Source organism: Lactococcus sp. EKM203L, assembly GCF_011800585.1.
GTDB classification, from domain to species: Bacteria; Bacillota; Bacilli; order Lactobacillales; family Streptococcaceae; genus Lactococcus; species Lactococcus lactis.
Map to the genome: position 1 here is coordinate 272,911 of NZ_JAALEQ010000003.1, position 17,573 is coordinate 290,483.

The following is a 17,573-nucleotide window of genomic DNA, read 5'->3' on the forward strand; positions in this document are numbered from 1 at the left end:
ATTCAGTAGCCTAACTACTGAATTATCCTTCATGAAATTGTTCTTCAATATCCAAATTATAAGAAGCTTCTGTTGCGACTTTAATTTGAATCTCTCTCTTTTTTCTTGGTAAAAATTTTCTAATCTCATCATCATTGTAACCAACTTGTAGTCGCTTATGATCGACAATTAAAGGTCGACGTAAGAGCGTTGGATTTTCTTCAATTATTTGAATCAAATCATTTAATTTAATCGTTTCAAAATCAATATTTAATCGTTGATAAGCTTGACTTCTTCTAGAAATGATATCTCCAGTTCCTTCCTCAGTCAATGCTAAAATCTCTAATATATCTTCCTTACAAATTCGACTCGTAACCAAATTTATTTCTTGGTAAGCAAGATTTTGTTTCTCCAACCATTCTTTTGCTTTTTTACAAGAGCTACAAGATGCTACTGTGTATATTTTTATCATAGTGTTCACCTCATTTTTTTCTTATGGCTTTCTCATTTATATCTTAATTATATTTTACCATAAAAAGACAATTTGTAAAGGGTATCATGAGGAAAAGATTAGGAATTAATTCATTTTTAACCTAAATGAAAAAAACTGCAAAAATACAGTTTTTTTCATTTTATTTATAAATTCGTTTGATTCTATCAGAAAGTAAACAAAGCACTTCATAATTTATCGTTCCACGCCAATCAGCAACATCTGTCGTCGTGATTTCATTAGTCTTATCACGACCAATCAGGGTAACTTTTGTTCCTAGAGGATAAGATTTATCAAGTTTTATCATCATTTGATCCATACAAACTCGACCAACAATCTCACAAAATTCTCCATTTACCAACACTTTGAAGCCTTGCATTTGACGAGTCCAACCATCAGCATAACCAATTGGAACAGTTCCAATCCATGTTTCTTCACTTGTTTCATAAGTTGCACCGTAACCAACTGTTTCGCCTGCGGCTATTTTTTTAATATGAGTCAATTCAGAAACTAAAGAGAGAGCAGGTTCGATTTCAAAAGGAAGTTCCAAAGTTTTACCACTTGGATTCAAGCCGTACATTGAAATACCTAAGCGTTCAATAGCTTGAACCTGTTCCTTATGCCATAAAGCGGCGGCCGTATTAGTTGAGTGAACAAATTTTGGTTTACGTGATAAGCCGGCCATAATTTTGTTAAATCTTGCCTGTTGATCTTTAAATTTTGTATCATCAGCCATATCGGCGGTCGCAAAGTGAGTGAAAATCCCTTCAAAATTAATCGCATATTTATCAGCAAGTTCAATCATCTGATTTGCTTCTTCAACATCCCGAATCCCAATCCGACCCATACCAGAATCTACACCAATATGAATTTTTAAATCTGAAAGTTCTGCTTCTTCTTGAACAACCAATTTTAACCATTCTAAACTTGGGGCAGTAAGACTGATATTAAGAGCAGCTGCAATATCAACATCTTCTGGAACAATTCCTGATAAAACTAAAATCGGTTTAGTTACCAAATGATTCCGTAATTCAATTGCCTCATCAAGGTTTGATACACAAAAACCGCCTACCAAATCGCTCACCGCTTTAGAAACCTCAACCGAGCCATGACCATAAGCATCTGCTTTCACTGCTGGCCAAATCTCCGCGTTAGGGTGAATATGCTTTTTAAATTTTTCAATATTATTTCTAATCGCCTTTAAATCAACAATGGCTGACGTATTGCGATGTGGAGAAGTTTTCATCTTTTAAACCTTCCTCTAGTTTAAGCAAAAATTTTTATTACTTTTTAATTCTTTTCCAAAACAACAAAAGCAACAGCTTCTAAATTACTATGCGAGATAGATAAATGAACCTGTCCATCAAAAGGATGTTTAGTAAAATAGGGTTTTCCTAATTCATCATTTTTGATTTCAAGGTCATGCATGCCCAAAGCCTTACCAAATCCCGTACCGTAAGCTTTAGAAAAAGCTTCCTTTGCTGCCCAACGTCCCGCAAGAAATTCAGTTTTACGAGCTGTAGATTGAAAACTATTATATTTTTCTAACTCCACTGCCGTAAGAACCTGTTCCACAAAACGTTCAGAACGTGTCAGTGCTTTTTGAATTCGAGAAAGCTCTACATTATCAACACCTGTTCCAAAAACCATTTTTCCACCTCTATTTATGGAATAAAAGGTTAAAATCTGGCAAATTATGCCAGATTTTTAAACCCTTAAAAGCTTAGTCACTAAACTCTTTATTTTTATAAATTACTTTGTAAGTTCATAAATTGCTTCAGCATAAATTACTGCAGCTTTATAAATATTTTCAACAGGTTTCATTTCATTAGCTTGGTGCATTGAATCAGGTTCCCCTTCAAACATCGCACCATAAGCAACACCACGTTCTAAAAGACGTCCAAATGTTCCACCACCAATGATTGTTTCATAACCTTTGAGGCCTGTGTGTTTTTCATAAACATCAATTAATGTTGATACAAGTGGGTCTGACATTGGAACATAATGTGGAACATGAAGATGTTTTGAAAGTTCAACTTCAACAACACCATCAAGTTTAGCAAGAATTTTTTGCATACGTTCTGGACTATTTCCTTGTGGGAAACGGAAGTTAAGCGCGATTTTACCTTCAGAATTCTCATCAAATGACCAAACACCAGCGTTCATTGAAGTATTACCCATTAATTCATCAACATAAGCTGTTCCCAATTTTTCACCTTCATGGTCTTCAAGAAGTTTTTCAGATCCAACTTTAATGAAAGCAGCAGCACCATCAGCAAAATTAAATTGGTTCAAGAATAAAGTAAGGTAAGTTGCTCCATTTACACCTTTTTCTGGCATCGCACCATGTGCTGATTTACCATAAAGTGTAATTATCGCTTTTCCAGCACTTTCTTCAAGGTCAAAACGAAGATTTTTGCTTGCATGTTCAGCTACGAATTTTTCAAGTGCAGCTTGTAAATCTTTAGCACCTGAAATTACTGCAGTTGCAGATTCTGGAACCATATTTTCGGCAAGACCAGCTTTAAAGCTGTGAAGAACAACTTCTCCATCATTTTTGCCTGCAAAATGGAGATATTCTGTAATATTTCCTTTTTCACCATTGATGATTGGGAATTCAGCATCAGGTGAGAAACCAAAGTCAGGCAATGGCAATTCACAATGTTCAAAATAGTAATCCATATCTGCCCAACCAGTTTCTTCGTTTGTTCCAACGATAAAACGGATTTTTTTGCTTAATGGAAGATTGAGTTCTTTCAAGATTTTAAGAGCATAGTAACATGCAACAGTTGGACCTTTATCATCAGATGCTCCACGAGCATAAAGATTTCCATTACGAATTTCTGGTTCAAATGGATTTGAATCCCAACCAGAACCTGCAGGAACAACGTCTAAGTGACCGATAATTCCAAGAACTTCTGCATCATCACTTGCACCATTTTCGTATTCAAAATGTCCAACATAATTATCATAATTTTTAGTTGTATAACCATCACGTTCAGCAATCTTCAAGAATGCATCCAATGCTTTTCTTGGACCAGGACCAAATGGATTTTCAGCATCTGCATGTTCCATATCCATTGCAGAATCAATGCGCAAAAGGCTAAATAAATCTTCCATCAAAGCGTCTTTACGCTTTTCAACTTCGGCTTTAAAATCAATAGTTGTCATAATCTTCTCCTTGAAGTAGTATATTTATCTATTATACCAAAAATTTGGTTTCGATGGTTACTCCACTATTTTAGCAGATCAATTTTCTTATTCTTATTATCTAAAATCTCAAACATCTTCACTTGTGGCCCAGCAAGTGGAATTTGTGAACGACTTACTTTTGGTTGACCATTTTCTGTCAGTACTTTTGAATCAAAATGAACCCACATTTTGTCTTCTGATAATAATTCGTCAGCAACTTCAAAGGTCTCTTCTGATTTTAATTTAATGATTGCCAAATGCCATTTTTGATGAGAAAAAATGTGAGTAAAATTAGCTATATATTCCATTTTTGAAATACTTTCCGGAAGTTCTGGAATGACAATATTTTTACTGACAGAGCCGTCAGTAACCATTTTTTCAAAATCTGCTGCTGGTAATTCTGTCAGTGGAAATGTCCACATGTCTGCTAACAGGCCTTTCGATGGACGCTTTTCTAAATAATATTCTCCTAATGAATTTTCTAAGGCAAAGGCTGTAAAATACAAATCTTTTTGTTTTATCTTTTTTGTTTTTACTGGATAATTTAATTGTTTTCCTGACGCTGCTGCTGCACAATAGTTTAGTAAGGGACAAACTTCACATTTAGGACTCTTTGGGCTACAAACTAAAGAACCTAAATCCATCAACGCCTGATTGAAATCACCTGGTCTTTTTTTACTGATGAGCTTTCTTAGGTAGCCATCAAAAATTTTCCTTGAACTGCTTTTAGAAATATCACAATCTAATTCAAACAGCCTGCTGGTCACGCGCATTAGATTTCCATCAATTGCAGGCTCAGCGAGTCCAAAAGAAATTGAAGCAATTGCAGCGGCTGTATAAGGTCCAATTCCTTTTAATGATAATATATCGGCTAGATTGTCAGGAAATTTTCCATTATATTTATCAACAACTTCTTGCGCTGCGATTTTTAGATTACGAGCGCGAGAATAATAGCCCAAGCCTTCCCAAAGTTTTAGAAGTTCAGCATCATCAGCTTGAGCTAAAGTTTCAATCGTCGGATATTTTTTCATGAAACGTTCATAATATGGCATGACAGTTTCAACCTGTGTTTGTTGGGACATGATTTCTGAAATCCATATTTTGTAAGGTTCAGTTGTTTTTCGCCAAGGGAGTGGCTTTTTATTATCATCATACCAAGAAAGTAAATCTTGCTGAAATTCCTTTATTTGATTCTTAGACCAGTCCATCGATTCTCCAATTACTTTCTTAATTCCTAGTTTGTCAGTAAATATTTACTGACAGATTTGCAATAACTACTTTATTTTACTGACAGAATTTCTGTCAGTAATTTTTATGTTTTTTCAAGAATCAAAAGAACTGACAGATTTACTGACAATTCTTTTGATTACTTTATTTTTTACCTTCTAAAAGAGGAACATTATCCTTGAGTGATTCCCAATTTTCATTTTCTTGAATTGGTCCAGACAAAGTTGTTTTCACACGTTCTGCTACTTCATAAGGAATGCCAGCTTCTGCCACTTCTTGTACACTTGCCTCTTCAATTGCTTTCAAATTTTTGAAAGTTGTCAGTAACTTTTGTTTTCGTTTTGGACCAAGTCCAACAATACCGTCCAATTTACTTGAAAATGTATTTTTACCACGTAGTTGTCTATGGAATGTAATCGCAAAACGGTGAACCTCATCTTGAATTCTGGTCAGCAAAAAGAATTCTTGAGATTGTCTTGACAAGGGAACTACATCTAAAGGGTCACCAAAAAGTAATTCTGACGTTTGGTGCTTATCATTTTTTTGCATCCCAGCAACCGGAATCGATAGCCCAAGCTCTTTTAAAACTTGCTTGGCAATGTTAACTTGACCAGCCCCACCATCCATTGCAATCAAATCAGGAAGAGCCGTTTCTTCTTTTAAAGCTCGTGAATAACGTCTCGTCATCACCTCGCGCATTGAAGCATAGTCATCAGCACCAACCACTGTTTTAATTTTATATTTCCGATAATCTTTTTTTGAAGGTTTTCCATCAATAAAAACAACCATTGCAGATACTGGTGAAGTCCCCATAATATTTGAATTATCAAATGACTCAATTCTTACAGGTTTTGGTATTCCCAAAATTTTACCCAAGTTTTCAACTGCTTTAGTCGTTTTCAAAATATCACGCTCAGCCACATCAAATTTCAATTGTAATTGACTTTGAGCATTCTTAGTTGCCATATTAACCAATTGTTTTTTCTCACCACGGCTTGGTTGAACAATCTGTGTTTTAGCTAAAAGTGATGATAAACGTTTTTCGGCTGATAATTCTTTATCAAGTTTAACAATTGATTGCTCAACATCTTTTTGATCAGAAAATTTAAGCGTCTTGGCCGTAAAAACTTTTGCATCCACTTCTTTAGCTTGAGCTTTAGTTAATAAATTTCCCTCTTGGCTAGCTGCAACTACTGCTTCCACAGATTCCTTATCGATGTCTTGCGGAATAAAAATTTCCCTTGGCATCATATGATTATTATCTTGATAGAATTGTCCAATGTAAGTTAAAAAATCCTCTTCAGCATCATTATAGTACGGAAACATATTCACATCACGCTGAATCAATTTTCCTTGGCGTACAAAAAATACTTGGACACACATCCAGCCTTTATCAACATAATATCCAAAAACATCGCGGTCTTTCAAATCTTGATTCATGACCCGTTGTTTTGTTCTTAAAGTTCCAATTGCCTTAATCACATCCCGATATTCAGCAGCTTGCTCAAATTCCATATTATCAGAAGAAATCATCATTTTTGCTTCAAGTTCTTTAACAATTTTTTTATCAGAACCTGTCAGAAATTCCTTCACTTCTTGGGTCATCTCCTTATAAACTTGAGGATCAACATGATTAACTACTGGACATAAGCACTGATGAATATGAAAATAGAAACATACTTTTTTCTCGTGTAAGCCACATTTTCTAAATGGAAAAATTCGGTCTAAAAGGCGTTTAACTTCATTGGCAGCTTTGACATCTGGATAAGGTCCAAAATAAGTCGCACCATCTTTTTGAACTTTACGGACGACCAACAAACGAGGATATTTTTCATTTGTTATTTTTAGGAAAGGATAATATTTATCATCCTTAAGCATAATATTATATTTAGGCTTATAACGTTGAATGAGATTGATTTCCAAAACTAAAGATTCAATATTTGAACCTACAACAATCCATTCCAAATCTTCAATTTCAGAAACTAGTAATTCTGTCTTGGTATTATGAGAACCATGAAAATAAGAGCGCACTCGATTTTTAAGATTCTTTGCCTTTCCGACATAAATAACTGTCCCATTTTTATCTTTATGTAAATAACAGCCAGGACTATCTGGTAATAGTTCTAACTTTGCTTTTATCGTTTGATTCATATTGTTTATTATAGCAAAAAAATGTAGGAGCTGCTCTTCTTTTGGACGTTTATAAAACAAAAAAATGACCCATTTACTTGAGTCATTTTCACTTGTTATTTAGTTCCGCCTTCATTATCAGCTTCACCACTTGCCCAAACTCGATTAGCGTAGATTGCATTGAAGAGCAGGGCTCCTTGTAAGGCAACCTGCGATAAATACATTCCTAACTGCCCTTGGGTGTTTACTCCCATAATAAATTGTACCGTTAAAATTGTCCAATAAATTACTGCTGCCGTGTTAACCACAATCCACAGCGACCAATTTTCTTTATATTTCAAAATATACAATACTTGTGCAATGAGTGGAATAATTAAATTTAGAGCATCAAAATAAGGAAGTTGCCCATTTAATAGGGCATCTATGCCCCAAACGACCAACCAAGCAATAAAAGCACCTAGAAAAATTAGACGACGAGTTTTTGGTCTAAATTCATGGATAGCATCATCCTGTCCCCAAAAAAACCACCCCACAGGTTGAGATAAGACATAAAAAATTCCCATAACAAAACTCATCCATGAGTGAGTCTGATAAGCAATTAAAGTCATCGCTAAGGTCTGAACTAAACCAAATGCAAAATTAATTTTACGGCCTTTCATCCCATAAATGAGACAAAGTACACCAAATACACCAGATATCATTCCAATGAAAGAATCAGGGGCAATGATATAGACAATCACTTGTAAGAACAATAAAATTAAGATATATGTGATTTCAAATTTCTTCCAATTTGCAAAAAGTTGCTTAAAAAGCCAAGAATCTTTTGTCATTTTTTCTCCTTTTTATCCTAACGCTTAAAAGCAGTCAAGAATAACGCTTACCGCTTTATTAATTTAAAATATGATGGTAATTTCAGTTCTATTTTTCAACTTTAATCAATTTACAAGTAATATTTATATTAGCGATTTAAAATTTCTAGAGCAATCTCAATTGTCCGAAGCTCACCTTTATTAACTTTATCATTTCCTGAAACTAAATCATTGACTCCCGCTTGTAAATCTCCTCCGTAAGCAACAACATTATTCAAAATGGATAAAGTTTCTATTCCTCGTAAACGTCCGACTGTAAACAATGCACCAGATTCCATATCTTCGCCCACAATTCCACATTTAGACCAATATGCTTGAGTTTCTTCATGATTATCCATATAAAAACCATCATGAGAACGAATAATTCCATAAAAAGCATCAGGAGCAATTTCTTTTGCTTTATTTAACAAATCAGTAGATGGAACTGCTGGATATTGTTCGGGTACATACATTTTTGTCAAACCGTCATCTCGTACTGCTCCTTCTCCAATAATTGGACTTCCTAAATCGATCCCTAATTGCAAAGCACCCGCAGAACCTACTCTGATAATTCTCTTAACTCCAATATTATGAAGCTCTTCAATCGCAATAGCAGCTGACGGTGCACCTACACCTGTTGACAAAACTAATAGTTCCTTACCTTTATAAGTTCCACAGATTGAGCGAAATTCTCGATTGTATTTTAAATTTTTTACATCGGTCAAAAATTTTGCGACCTGATCTATTCGAGCTGGATCACCTACAATAATTGCATCAAGTCTAGCATCAGTCTTCTTTAATTGAATATGCGCTTGTCCTTCTTCCATTTTTCCCTCTCTTTTTAATAAACAAATAATCCTTAACTATTAAACAATTAAATTATAGCAAATATTTCAGACAATTCAAAGTCGATTTGACTGCCTTTATGTACAAAAAAAGACCCAGCGGGTCTTTTAGAGGATATTTTTGAATTTTTCTTACAAATCGTTAATATCGAAGTCTTCACCGAGGAAATCAGCAAGTGAGAAGCCTTCTTGTGTTTCAGGCAAATCGTATGAAGGTTTAGCTGCTTTACGTGGTGCGCGTGGTTTGCGATCCCGTTTTTCACCGTCGTTGTCGTTGTTACGAGCTGGACGAGCTGGAGCTTCTTCAAGCGCTTTGATTGAAAGTGAGATACGTTCTTCAGCAGGTTTCACGTCAAGAACTTTTACGTTCACAACTTGACCAACTTTAAGAACATCTTTTGGATTTTCAACACGTTCCCATGAAATTTGTGAAACGTGAACAAGTCCTTCAACACCTGGGTAAAGTTCAACAAAGGCACCGAAGTCTGTCAAACGTTTAACAGTTCCTTCAACAGTTGATCCAACTGGTGCTTTTTCTTCAACTTGTTCCCATGGTCCAGGTTGTGTAGCTTTAAGTGAAAGTGAAAGACGTCCAGCTTCTGGGTCGAGTTTCAAGATCTTAACGTTAACAACATCGCCAGGTTTTACTGCGTCTGATGGACGTTTGATACGGCTATGTGAAAGTTCAGAAACGTGAACCAATCCGTCGATACCACCAAGGTCAACGAATGCACCGAAGTTAGTTACGCGTGAAACTGTACCTTCAACGATATCGCCTTCTTGAAGTTGTGCAAAAGCTTCTTTACGCATTTCGATTGCTTCAGCTTCAACAACTGCACGACGGCTAAGGATGAAGCGGTTTTCTGAAGCGTTAACTTCGATAATTTTAGCTTCGATTTCTTCGCCAACAAATTTCTTAGTATCTTTAACAAAGTAAGTGTCAATCATAGATGCAGGGATAAATCCACGAACACCGTTATAGTCTACTGAAAGTCCGCCTTTAACGTCTTTAGTAACTTTAACTGTTACGATTTCGCCTTCTTTGCCTTCCAATTGAGTCCAAGCTTTACGAGCTTCAAGACGTTTCAATGAAAGGAGATATACGTTTGCACCTTCGGCTTCTTTACCAACGATTTGTTTGATAACAAGCAAATCAAGAACATCTCCAGGTTTAACGAATGTATTGATATCAGCATCTTTATCGTTAGTGATTTCGCGAAGTGTAAGGACACCCTCAACACCAGTTCCTACGATGGCAACAGTTGCTTGCCCGTTTTCAACTGAAAGGATTTCACCCTTAACGACGTCACGTACTTTAACGTCTTCAACGCTGTTTAATAATGTTTCAAATTCGTTCATTTGTAAAAAAAATTCCTCCAACAATTTGGCTGGTACACAGCCTTACAAAACATTATACCATAAAAAATCGCTTAGGGAAAGCTTTTTTCTCGATTTATATTAAAAAAGTTATAAGTATTTTATTATGTACAGAAATATTATCGACAAGTTATGAAAACCGTTTCTTTTTTTGTTCAAAAAAAACCTGTCAAAACTTTGACAGGTCAATATTTTATTGATATTGCATTACTTTTTGTGCTTTGTAGGCTACGTCAATCATCGCACCACCAAGACATTCTTCTCCATCATAGAAAACAACTGCTTGTCCGGGAGTAATTGCTCGAACAGGTTCGTCGAAATCAACGGTTACTTTATCACCATTAACGTGAATAGTTACTCCTGTATCTTCTTGGCGATAACGGAATTTTGCTGTACAGTGAAGGTCAAAAGTTTCTGGCATTTCTCTGGTAAAGCTCAAATCGCTTGCGTCAAGACTTGTTGAATAAAGGTGTTCATGATGGAAACCTTGTCCAACATAAAGGGTATTAGTAGTTAAGTCTTTACCAACAACAAACCATGGGTCACTTGTTAATTGACCGTGTTGTCCACCGATACCAAGACCACCACGTTGACCGATTGTATAATACATCAAACCAGCGTGATTTCCCATTTCGATACCGTCAAGTGTCATCATTTTACCTGGTTGAGCTGGTAGATATTCTCCAAGGAACTTTTTGAAATTTTTTTCACCAATAAAGCAAATTCCTGTTGAATCTTTCTTCTTAGCAGTTGCAAGTCCCGCTTTTTCAGCAATCTTCCGTACTTCAGGCTTTTCCAAATGTCCCAATGGGAACATTGTTTTCTTGAGTTGTTCTTGGGTCAATTGACTTAAGAAATAAGTTTGGTCTTTGTTGTTGTCCACACCACGTAACATATGAACGATACCATTTTCATCTGTACGAACTTGGGCATAATGACCTGTTGCGACGTAGTCTGCTCCTAATTCCATAGCATAATCTAGGAAAGCTTTAAATTTAATTTCCTTATTACACATGACATCAGGATTTGGGGTACGTCCAGCGCGATATTCAGCGAGGAAGTATTCAAAAACACGGTCCCAGTATTCTTTTTCAAAATTGACTGAGTAATAAGGAACGCCAATTTGATCAGCTACTGCAGCTACATCTTTGTAGTCTTCAGTGGCTGTACAGACACCATTTTCGTCGGTATCATCCCAGTTTTTCATGAAGACACCAATAACATCATAACCTTGTTCTTTAAGAAGCAAAGCTGTGACTGAGCTATCGACACCACCGGACATTCCGACAACGACACGTGTTTGTGCTGGACTCTTACCAGACATAAGTTGAGTATTTGTGTTATCCATTAATTTTTCACCATCTCTTTCTATTTTGATTTTGAAAAGAAATAAAATTGCTGACGAAAAAAACTAGACGATTTCGTCAGTAAATTTTTTCTTTTCAAGTTAGACAAAATATCAGTTGAAGGCTGACTTTTGTAAATGTTGCAGTTGAAGGCTGAACATTAATAGGTAACTGGAATATTATAACACATTGCCTAAGTAAAAACTAGCCTTTGAATAAAAAAAGTAGTCAAAAAAAGTGGTATAATGTCATAATGATTAAACATAGTGAAAATCCTTTAGTTTTCAATACAGCTATTGGAACAAAAAAACGTAATGAAACAGTTGTACCTAAGGAAGTTCTTTGTCCTTTTTGTGATGTGGAAAATCTGACAGGTATTTTAAAAACTTCTGACCATAAAATTTGGTTAAAAAATAAATTTCCAACACTTAAAAATTCAATGATGACTGTGATTATTGAGTCTGATGAACATCTAGGTGATATTTCTACTTATGGTGTGGAAGAAAATCGTGAGGTTTTTTCTTTTGCTTTTGAATGTTGGGATGAAATGATTCAATCTGGCAAATATCAATCCGTTTTGATGTTCAAAAATTTTGGACCTCGCTCTGGTGGAACATTGCGCCACCCTCATTTGCAAGTCGTTGGCTTAGAAGAAACTGACGGCTATGCTCAAATTGCAAAAGAAAATTTTGAAGGAGTCGAAATCAGAAAGAATGGTCTGACTGTCACTTTGTCTACCCGACCTATTATGGGCTTTGTGGAATTTAATGTTATTATTTCTGAACTTGAAAATGTTGAAAAATTGGCTGACAATGTTCACGGGATTACCTCTTATTTAATGACAGACTATATGAATGGGCGTTGTGATTCTTATAATCTCTTTTTCCATCATTTCGATGATAAATATATTTGTAAAATTGTTCCTCGCTTTATTACTTCTCCTTATTTTATTGGTTATAAAATCCCGCAAGTCAATGGAATTGAAGCATTAGAAGGAATTGCTGACGAGATTAGAAATCGTTTAGATAAAAAGTACTGACAGGTTTGTCAGTATTTTTTTAATACACTTAATATAAGTTTGATTTTTGTATCTTTGGTATAATAGAAATATGAAATTTATCAAGAAAAATAAATGGGCACTTCTTGCAAGTTTTTTTATTCCATTATTATTAATGGTTATCGTTCTTGCAATGACTGGGATTTATTGGGGGAGTTCACGGTCAATTTTGGCTGGGGATGCATATCATCAGTATGTCGCCATTCATTCTCTCTATCGTAATATTTTACATTCGGGCGGTTCTTCTGGTTTCTTATATACTTTTACCAGTGGTCTCGGCCTCAATCTTTATGCTTTTTCGGCTTACTACATGGGAAGTTTTCTCATGCCACTTACATTTTTCTTTGATGTAAAATCAATGCCTGATGCTTTATATTTACTGACCATACTAAAATTTGGCTTGATTGGTCTATCAGCATTTGTCAGTTTCAAAAACATGTATCAAAAGCTTTCTAAATTGATTGTTTTGTCAATAAGTACAGCTTTCGCACTGATGAGTTTTTTAACCTCACAGCTTGAAATTACGATGTGGTTAGATGTTTTCATTCTCTTGCCTCTAATTATTTGGGGACTTCATCGCTTAATGAATGAACGAAAACGCTGGCTTTATTTCGTTAGTTTATTGATTCTATTTATCCAAAATTATTATTTTGGCTTTATGGTGGCTATTTTCTTAGTGCTCTATTTCTTGGCACGGATGACTTACGAAAAATGGTCTTGGACAAAAGTGCTTGATTTTGTGGTTTCTTCTGCTTTAGCTGGTCTGTCCAGCCTAATCATGCTCTTACCCATGTATCTTGATTTGAAGTATAATAATTCCGATGCTCTTTCAACTTTGTCAGGTGTCTTTACAGAAAATTCTCATCTTTTTGACCTTTTCGCTAAGAATTTTGTTGGCACTTATGATACTACTCAATTCAATGCCATTCCAATGATTTATGTTGGAATGATGCCTTTAGCTTTGGCTATTCTCTTCTTTTTCACTAAAAGTATTCGTCTCAGAAGTAAATTTGCCTTTCTAGGAATCATTGCTTTCTTTGTTGCTTCATTTTATCTTCAAGCTTTAGATTTACTATGGCAAGGGATGCATTCACCAAATATGTTCTTGCACCGCTATGCTTTCTTATTTAGTTTGCTTCTTGTTTTAATGGCTTTGGAAACTCTATCTCGCTGGGAGGAAATAAAGACTTGGCATATTTTGACTATTAGTCTTTTTCTAATTACAGGTTTTCTTGCTACTTTAATTTTTGGACACTATAAATATATAATGACTTCTCAAGTTATGTTGACTTTCTTGTTTGGTCTTGCTTATTTAATCTTGTCTATTAATTCTGTTAGGAAATGGATTTCAGCTCATCTATTTGTCATTATTCTCTTTGTTTTCATGACTGTTGAAGCTGGTGTTAATGCCCTTTATCAGGTTCAAGGAATACAAAAAGAGTGGAATTTTGCTAGTCGTGATTACTATAATACCCAAGTGAATTCTATAGAACCGATTGCCAATAAGGTGAATGAGCTTACTGGTTCTGGTTTTGCCAGAATGGATAACACTGTTCCTGATACAGCAAATGATGGCATGAAGTACAATTTTAATGCACTTTCCCAATTTTCATCTGTTCGTAACAGCAACGCCAGTTCAATCATGCGTCAGTTAGGATTTCACACTGACAGTACATATTTGAATTTACGTTATCCTGGGAATACATTACTGATGGATTCGATTTTTGGAATTAAATATAATATAAGCCAAGCTCAACCTCCAAAATTTGGATTTTCACCAGTTTACAATGCTCTCAGTAATTTGAGCAAAAACTCAAATGCGATGGGTCTTGGTGTCTTCGTTCCCAATGGATTTGAAGATGCTAAATTCACTGATAAAGCTCAAGCTAGCAGCTTTATTAATAATCAAACAGCTTTAGTTAACGCTTTGACAAAATCGAAAACTACATTCTTTACTCCATTTTACACGACCAGTGAAGAAACTGCTGATAAAATCACGGGTGCTGGCAATTCTGTTACTCTGACTCGGCCAAAAACTTCTACAGCTACTGATGTTTCAGTCACCTACGGAATTACCGTGGCGGCAAATAGTCAAATTTATTTATCTGTTCCCAATATTACTTATCTAAATAGTAATGCTGAGAATACATTGATTACTATTTCTGATGTTTCCAATCCAAAAATGACACGTTCTCTCAATAGTTATTACGTTGGTACAAATGATACTGGCTCCTTCTTGAATTTAGGAAGTTTCAGTAAGGAAACTAAGCTAAAAGTGACCTTAGCATTTCCGGAAAATTCACAAGTTACTTTTGATACCACTTCATTCTGGCGTCTGGACACTGAAGCTTATCAAAAAGAAATGGCACTTCTACAATCTCGTAGTCCTAAAACAGAAATGATTAAAAACGGGGTTCGCATGACTTATAGAGAAAAAGAAAAGGGCGATATTTTCTTGACAATTCCTTATGATAAAGGCTGGTCAGCAAAAGTTGATGGAAAAAAAGTGGCTGTCAGTAAAGCTCAATCTGGTTTTATGAAAGTTAGCGTTCCTGCTGGCAGTCATCGTCTTGAACTAAAATTCTTCCCTAATGGACTAAAAGAAGGAATCATTTGCTTTATTTTAGGAATTCTGTTATTTATTGGTTACAACTATTTTACTAATAAACCTAAAAAATCTGGAGGAACAAAAAATGAAAGCTAAATCAATTATCCCCTTTACGCTCGGAATCCTAGTTGCTGTCAGCATCCCTGTTTCCTATTCTTTAAAGACCAAACATTTTGAAGTCAATTTCAAAAAAGGTGGCTTGCTTGACCCAGAATTGTATAAAAAATAAGGCAGATTGTCTTTAAAAAATTCTGTCAGTAAATTCTAAACAAAAAACGTTGATTATTCAACGTTTTTTATTTTTGTTTTTGTCAAAAGTAAGGAATTCAAAATAACAGAAACTGATGATAAACTCATTGCCGCTGCAGCGAGCATTGGATTGAGTAATCCAAAAGCTGCAAGCGGAATGCCAATGACATTATAAACGAAAGCCCAAAAATAATTTTGCTTAATTTTGGAAATTGTTTTTTTAGCTACTTCAAAGAAAGTGGAAATTTTATGAAGCTGACCGCTAGTAACAGTCACATCACCAGCTTCCATAGCTATATCTGACCCAGTTGCCATTGCCAGCCCGACGGTTGCTGACGCTAAAGCAATAGCATCATTGATTCCATCACCAACCATCATTGAATTTGAGCTATTTTGCACAATTTCTGCTTTTTCTTCAGGTCTTAAACCACTTTTAACTTCATCTAAATGAACAAGTTTTTGAATTTTTGCTGCCGAATTTTGATTATCTCCTGTCAACATAACAGTCTTTAGACCACGTTTTTGCAAGGTCTGAATTGTCTTAAGCGCATCATCTTTGAGACTTGAACTAAAAACAGCCATCGCTAATAATTTTTCTTTATTTGCCAAATAAATGACCGTATCATCTGTTTCTGGGACTGACAGGTTTAAGTCTGTCATTAATTTATCATTGCCCGCAAAATATTCCTGACCATTAATTTTAGCAGAAAGTCCACGACCCGCAAGTTCTGATAAATCTGTCAGTTCATATAAATCACCTTGAAATTTAAGAGATTTAGCCAAGGGGTGATTAGAGTGAGCTTCTAGACTAGCCAATAATTTAAACTCATCACTTGCCATTTTTTCTTCAATAGAATTAAAGCTGTCAGTAACTTTTTCACTTTCTGTCAGTAATTTAAAATCTGTCAGTTCAAATTCACCTGTTGTAATTGTCCCAGTTTTATCAAAAAATACTGTTTTAACTAATCCGGCAAGTTCCAAAGCATTGGCATTTTTAATCAACAAACCATTTTTAGCAGCCAAACCAGTCCCAGAAATAATGGCAGTTGGTGTAGCTAAACCAAGCGCACAAGGACAAGCAATGACCAAAACAGCTACTGAATGCATGATTGCTGTCAGTAAAATTCCGCTGACAGCCCAAGTCGCAATGAAAGTTATCAGAGCAATAACTAACACAACTGGCACAAAAATCCCTGAAATCTTGTCAGCTAATTTTTGAATGTTTGGTTTTGAGCCTTGTGCTTCACTCATCATTTCAACCATTCTTGAAATTGTTGAATCATTTAAATCATGAACAACAACCGCTTTAACTTCACCATCTAAATTAATTGTTCCTTCAAAAATGACTTCATCATCCATTTTTACAACAGGTAAGGCTTCACCTGTCAAAATAGATTCATCAAAAGATGCTTTGCCAGAAAGAATCATCGCATCCAAAGGCACTTTCTCTCCTGGCAAAATGCGAATCACTTGTCCCATTTGAACTTCTTCAATCGCTAAATCAGTCGATTCCGTATGAACAAAAGTTGCTCGACTAGACATTAATCCAGTAATTGCTTGCGTTGTTTTCTCTTTTGCATTATGTTCTAAAAGTTTACCCATGACCACCAAAGTGATAATTACCATCGATGATTCAAAATTCAAAGCATTCGCTTGGCTCATAAAAACAGCCAAAATCAAACTCGAAAAGTAAGCAACCGAAGTTCCTAAAGCCACTAAAACATCCATATTTGCCGATTTATTTCGCAAAGCATGATAAGCGCCAACATAAAAGCGCCAACCAATAACGAATTGTACTGGAGTTGCCAAAATCAATTGTACGATTGGTTCATGTAAAAACATGACCCAATTTGCATGTACTCCGAAGATATCAGCAAACATTGCAACTACTAAAGGTAAAGTCAAAATTAAAGCAATCCAAAAAGACAAAGCCAAATTTCTTGCTTTTTTTGCAGCTTGACGTGCAATTTTTTCATGATGAGCTTTGTCATTAACAATGGCTCCATAACCCGCTTTTTCCACTAAGTTAATAATTTCTTGGTCAGAAATATTATCGTCAGCAACAATTTTGGCTTTCTCAGTCGCCAAATTTACCGTTGCTTCCATAATTTTATCTGACTGATTCAATGTTTTTGAAACTGTATTTACACAATTTGCACAGGTCATTCCTGTAATTACAAATGATTGACTCCGCATTTTTACCTCTTCTATATTTTATCTCTAAA

13 protein-coding genes and 1 pseudogene are annotated in these 17,573 nt (G+C 35.3%); 3 read left to right on the plus strand and 11 right to left on the minus strand.

What is annotated here, in order from left to right; all coding sequences use genetic code 11:
• Positions 1-22: 22 nt before the first annotated feature.
• From HFD15_RS07135 to mnmA, 10 genes and pseudogenes are all read right to left on the minus strand, one after another.
• On the minus strand, positions 23-451 hold the full coding sequence (locus HFD15_RS07135; RefSeq protein ID WP_010905585.1) for a Spx/MgsR family RNA polymerase-binding regulatory protein: 429 nt from the start codon (positions 449-451) through the stop codon (positions 23-25).
• 160 nt (positions 452-611) lie between these two features.
• Positions 612-1,715 (minus strand): alanine racemase, encoded by a 1,104-nt coding sequence (alr, locus tag HFD15_RS07140; protein ID WP_003132601.1) that lies wholly within the window; start codon positions 1,713-1,715, stop codon positions 612-614.
• Positions 1,716-1,759: 44 nt separating this feature from the next.
• Complete coding sequence (gene acpS, locus HFD15_RS07145) at positions 1,760-2,119, minus strand: holo-ACP synthase (RefSeq protein WP_021468491.1); 360 nt, start codon at positions 2,117-2,119, stop codon at positions 1,760-1,762.
• Between the two features lie 102 nt (positions 2,120-2,221).
• The gene (pepV, locus tag HFD15_RS07150) at positions 2,222-3,640 is read right to left on the minus strand and encodes a dipeptidase PepV (protein ID WP_058208783.1); all 1,419 of its coding nucleotides are present in this window, start codon (positions 3,638-3,640) and stop codon (positions 2,222-2,224) included.
• A gap of 65 nt (positions 3,641-3,705) precedes the next feature.
• Positions 3,706-4,869 (minus strand): A/G-specific adenine glycosylase, encoded by a 1,164-nt coding sequence (mutY, locus tag HFD15_RS07155; RefSeq protein WP_058208782.1) that lies wholly within the window; start codon positions 4,867-4,869, stop codon positions 3,706-3,708.
• Between the two features lie 235 nt (positions 4,870-5,104).
• Positions 5,105-7,039 (minus strand): annotated as a pseudogene (gene uvrC, locus HFD15_RS07160) (excinuclease ABC subunit UvrC); the annotation flags it as partial.
• A gap of 95 nt (positions 7,040-7,134) precedes the next feature.
• Positions 7,135-7,848 carry a nicotinamide riboside transporter PnuC gene (gene pnuC / locus HFD15_RS07165; RefSeq protein WP_012897492.1) on the minus strand — a complete coding sequence of 238 codons (714 nt, stop codon included), beginning with the start codon at positions 7,846-7,848 and terminating at the stop codon, positions 7,135-7,137.
• 128 nt (positions 7,849-7,976) lie between these two features.
• On the minus strand, positions 7,977-8,693 hold the full coding sequence (locus tag HFD15_RS07170; protein WP_023189630.1) for a nucleoside phosphorylase: 717 nt from the start codon (positions 8,691-8,693) through the stop codon (positions 7,977-7,979).
• A gap of 150 nt (positions 8,694-8,843) precedes the next feature.
• Positions 8,844-10,070, minus strand: coding sequence for a 30S ribosomal protein S1 (gene rpsA / locus HFD15_RS07175; protein WP_003132594.1), 1,227 nt, complete (start codon positions 10,068-10,070; stop codon positions 8,844-8,846).
• 211 nt (positions 10,071-10,281) lie between these two features.
• Positions 10,282-11,412 carry a tRNA 2-thiouridine(34) synthase MnmA gene (gene mnmA, locus HFD15_RS07180; protein ID WP_058203346.1) on the minus strand — a complete coding sequence of 377 codons (1,131 nt, stop codon included), beginning with the start codon at positions 11,410-11,412 and terminating at the stop codon, positions 10,282-10,284.
• Positions 11,413-11,687: 275 nt separating this feature from the next.
• Here mnmA and HFD15_RS07185 point away from each other — a divergent pair, with 275 nt between their 5' ends.
• The 3 genes from HFD15_RS07185 to HFD15_RS07195 all read left to right on the plus strand — a co-directional run bounded on the left by HFD15_RS07185 (position 11,688) and on the right by HFD15_RS07195 (position 15,328).
• A complete protein-coding gene (locus tag HFD15_RS07185; RefSeq protein ID WP_025016724.1) occupies positions 11,688-12,473 on the plus strand; it encodes a DUF4931 domain-containing protein in 786 nt (261 codons plus the stop codon).
• 70 nt (positions 12,474-12,543) lie between these two features.
• Positions 12,544-15,195 (plus strand): YfhO family protein, encoded by a 2,652-nt coding sequence (locus HFD15_RS07190; RefSeq protein WP_058208780.1) that lies wholly within the window; start codon positions 12,544-12,546, stop codon positions 15,193-15,195.
• Positions 15,185-15,328, plus strand: a complete 144-nt coding sequence (locus tag HFD15_RS07195; protein WP_003132587.1) for a hypothetical protein — start codon at positions 15,185-15,187, stop codon at positions 15,326-15,328. Before HFD15_RS07190 ends, HFD15_RS07195 begins: the two co-directional genes overlap by 11 nt.
• A gap of 53 nt (positions 15,329-15,381) precedes the next feature.
• On the opposite strand, the gene HFD15_RS07200 is transcribed toward HFD15_RS07195, so the two are convergent.
• The gene (locus tag HFD15_RS07200) at positions 15,382-17,544 is read right to left on the minus strand and encodes a heavy metal translocating P-type ATPase (RefSeq protein ID WP_058208779.1); all 2,163 of its coding nucleotides are present in this window, start codon (positions 17,542-17,544) and stop codon (positions 15,382-15,384) included.
• Positions 17,545-17,573 lie beyond the last annotated feature (29 nt).

Excerpts from the sequence above, each read along its gene's own strand:
- HFD15_RS07195 (WP_003132587.1), top strand. The coding sequence starts at position 15,185 with ATGAAAGCTAAATCAATTATCCCCTTTACGCTCGGAATCCTAGTTGCT.
- HFD15_RS07170 (WP_023189630.1), bottom strand. The coding sequence starts at position 8,693 with ATGGAAGAAGGACAAGCGCATATTCAATTAAAGAAGACTGATGCTAGA.
- HFD15_RS07185 (WP_025016724.1), top strand. The coding sequence starts at position 11,688 with ATGATTAAACATAGTGAAAATCCTTTAGTTTTCAATACAGCTATTGGA.
- alr (WP_003132601.1), bottom strand. The coding sequence starts at position 1,715 with ATGAAAACTTCTCCACATCGCAATACGTCAGCCATTGTTGATTTAAAG.
- HFD15_RS07135 (WP_010905585.1), bottom strand. The coding sequence starts at position 451 with ATGATAAAAATATACACAGTAGCATCTTGTAGCTCTTGTAAAAAAGCA.
- pnuC (WP_012897492.1), bottom strand. The coding sequence starts at position 7,848 with ATGACAAAAGATTCTTGGCTTTTTAAGCAACTTTTTGCAAATTGGAAG.
- HFD15_RS07200 (WP_058208779.1), bottom strand. The coding sequence starts at position 17,544 with ATGCGGAGTCAATCATTTGTAATTACAGGAATGACCTGTGCAAATTGT.
- HFD15_RS07190 (WP_058208780.1), top strand. The coding sequence starts at position 12,544 with ATGAAATTTATCAAGAAAAATAAATGGGCACTTCTTGCAAGTTTTTTT.
- mnmA (WP_058203346.1), bottom strand. The coding sequence starts at position 11,412 with ATGTCTGGTAAGAGTCCAGCACAAACACGTGTCGTTGTCGGAATGTCC.
- rpsA (WP_003132594.1), bottom strand. The coding sequence starts at position 10,070 with ATGAACGAATTTGAAACATTATTAAACAGCGTTGAAGACGTTAAAGTA.
- mutY (WP_058208782.1), bottom strand. The coding sequence starts at position 4,869 with ATGGACTGGTCTAAGAATCAAATAAAGGAATTTCAGCAAGATTTACTT.
- pepV (WP_058208783.1), bottom strand. The coding sequence starts at position 3,640 with ATGACAACTATTGATTTTAAAGCCGAAGTTGAAAAGCGTAAAGACGCT.
- acpS (WP_021468491.1), bottom strand. The coding sequence starts at position 2,119 with ATGGTTTTTGGAACAGGTGTTGATAATGTAGAGCTTTCTCGAATTCAA.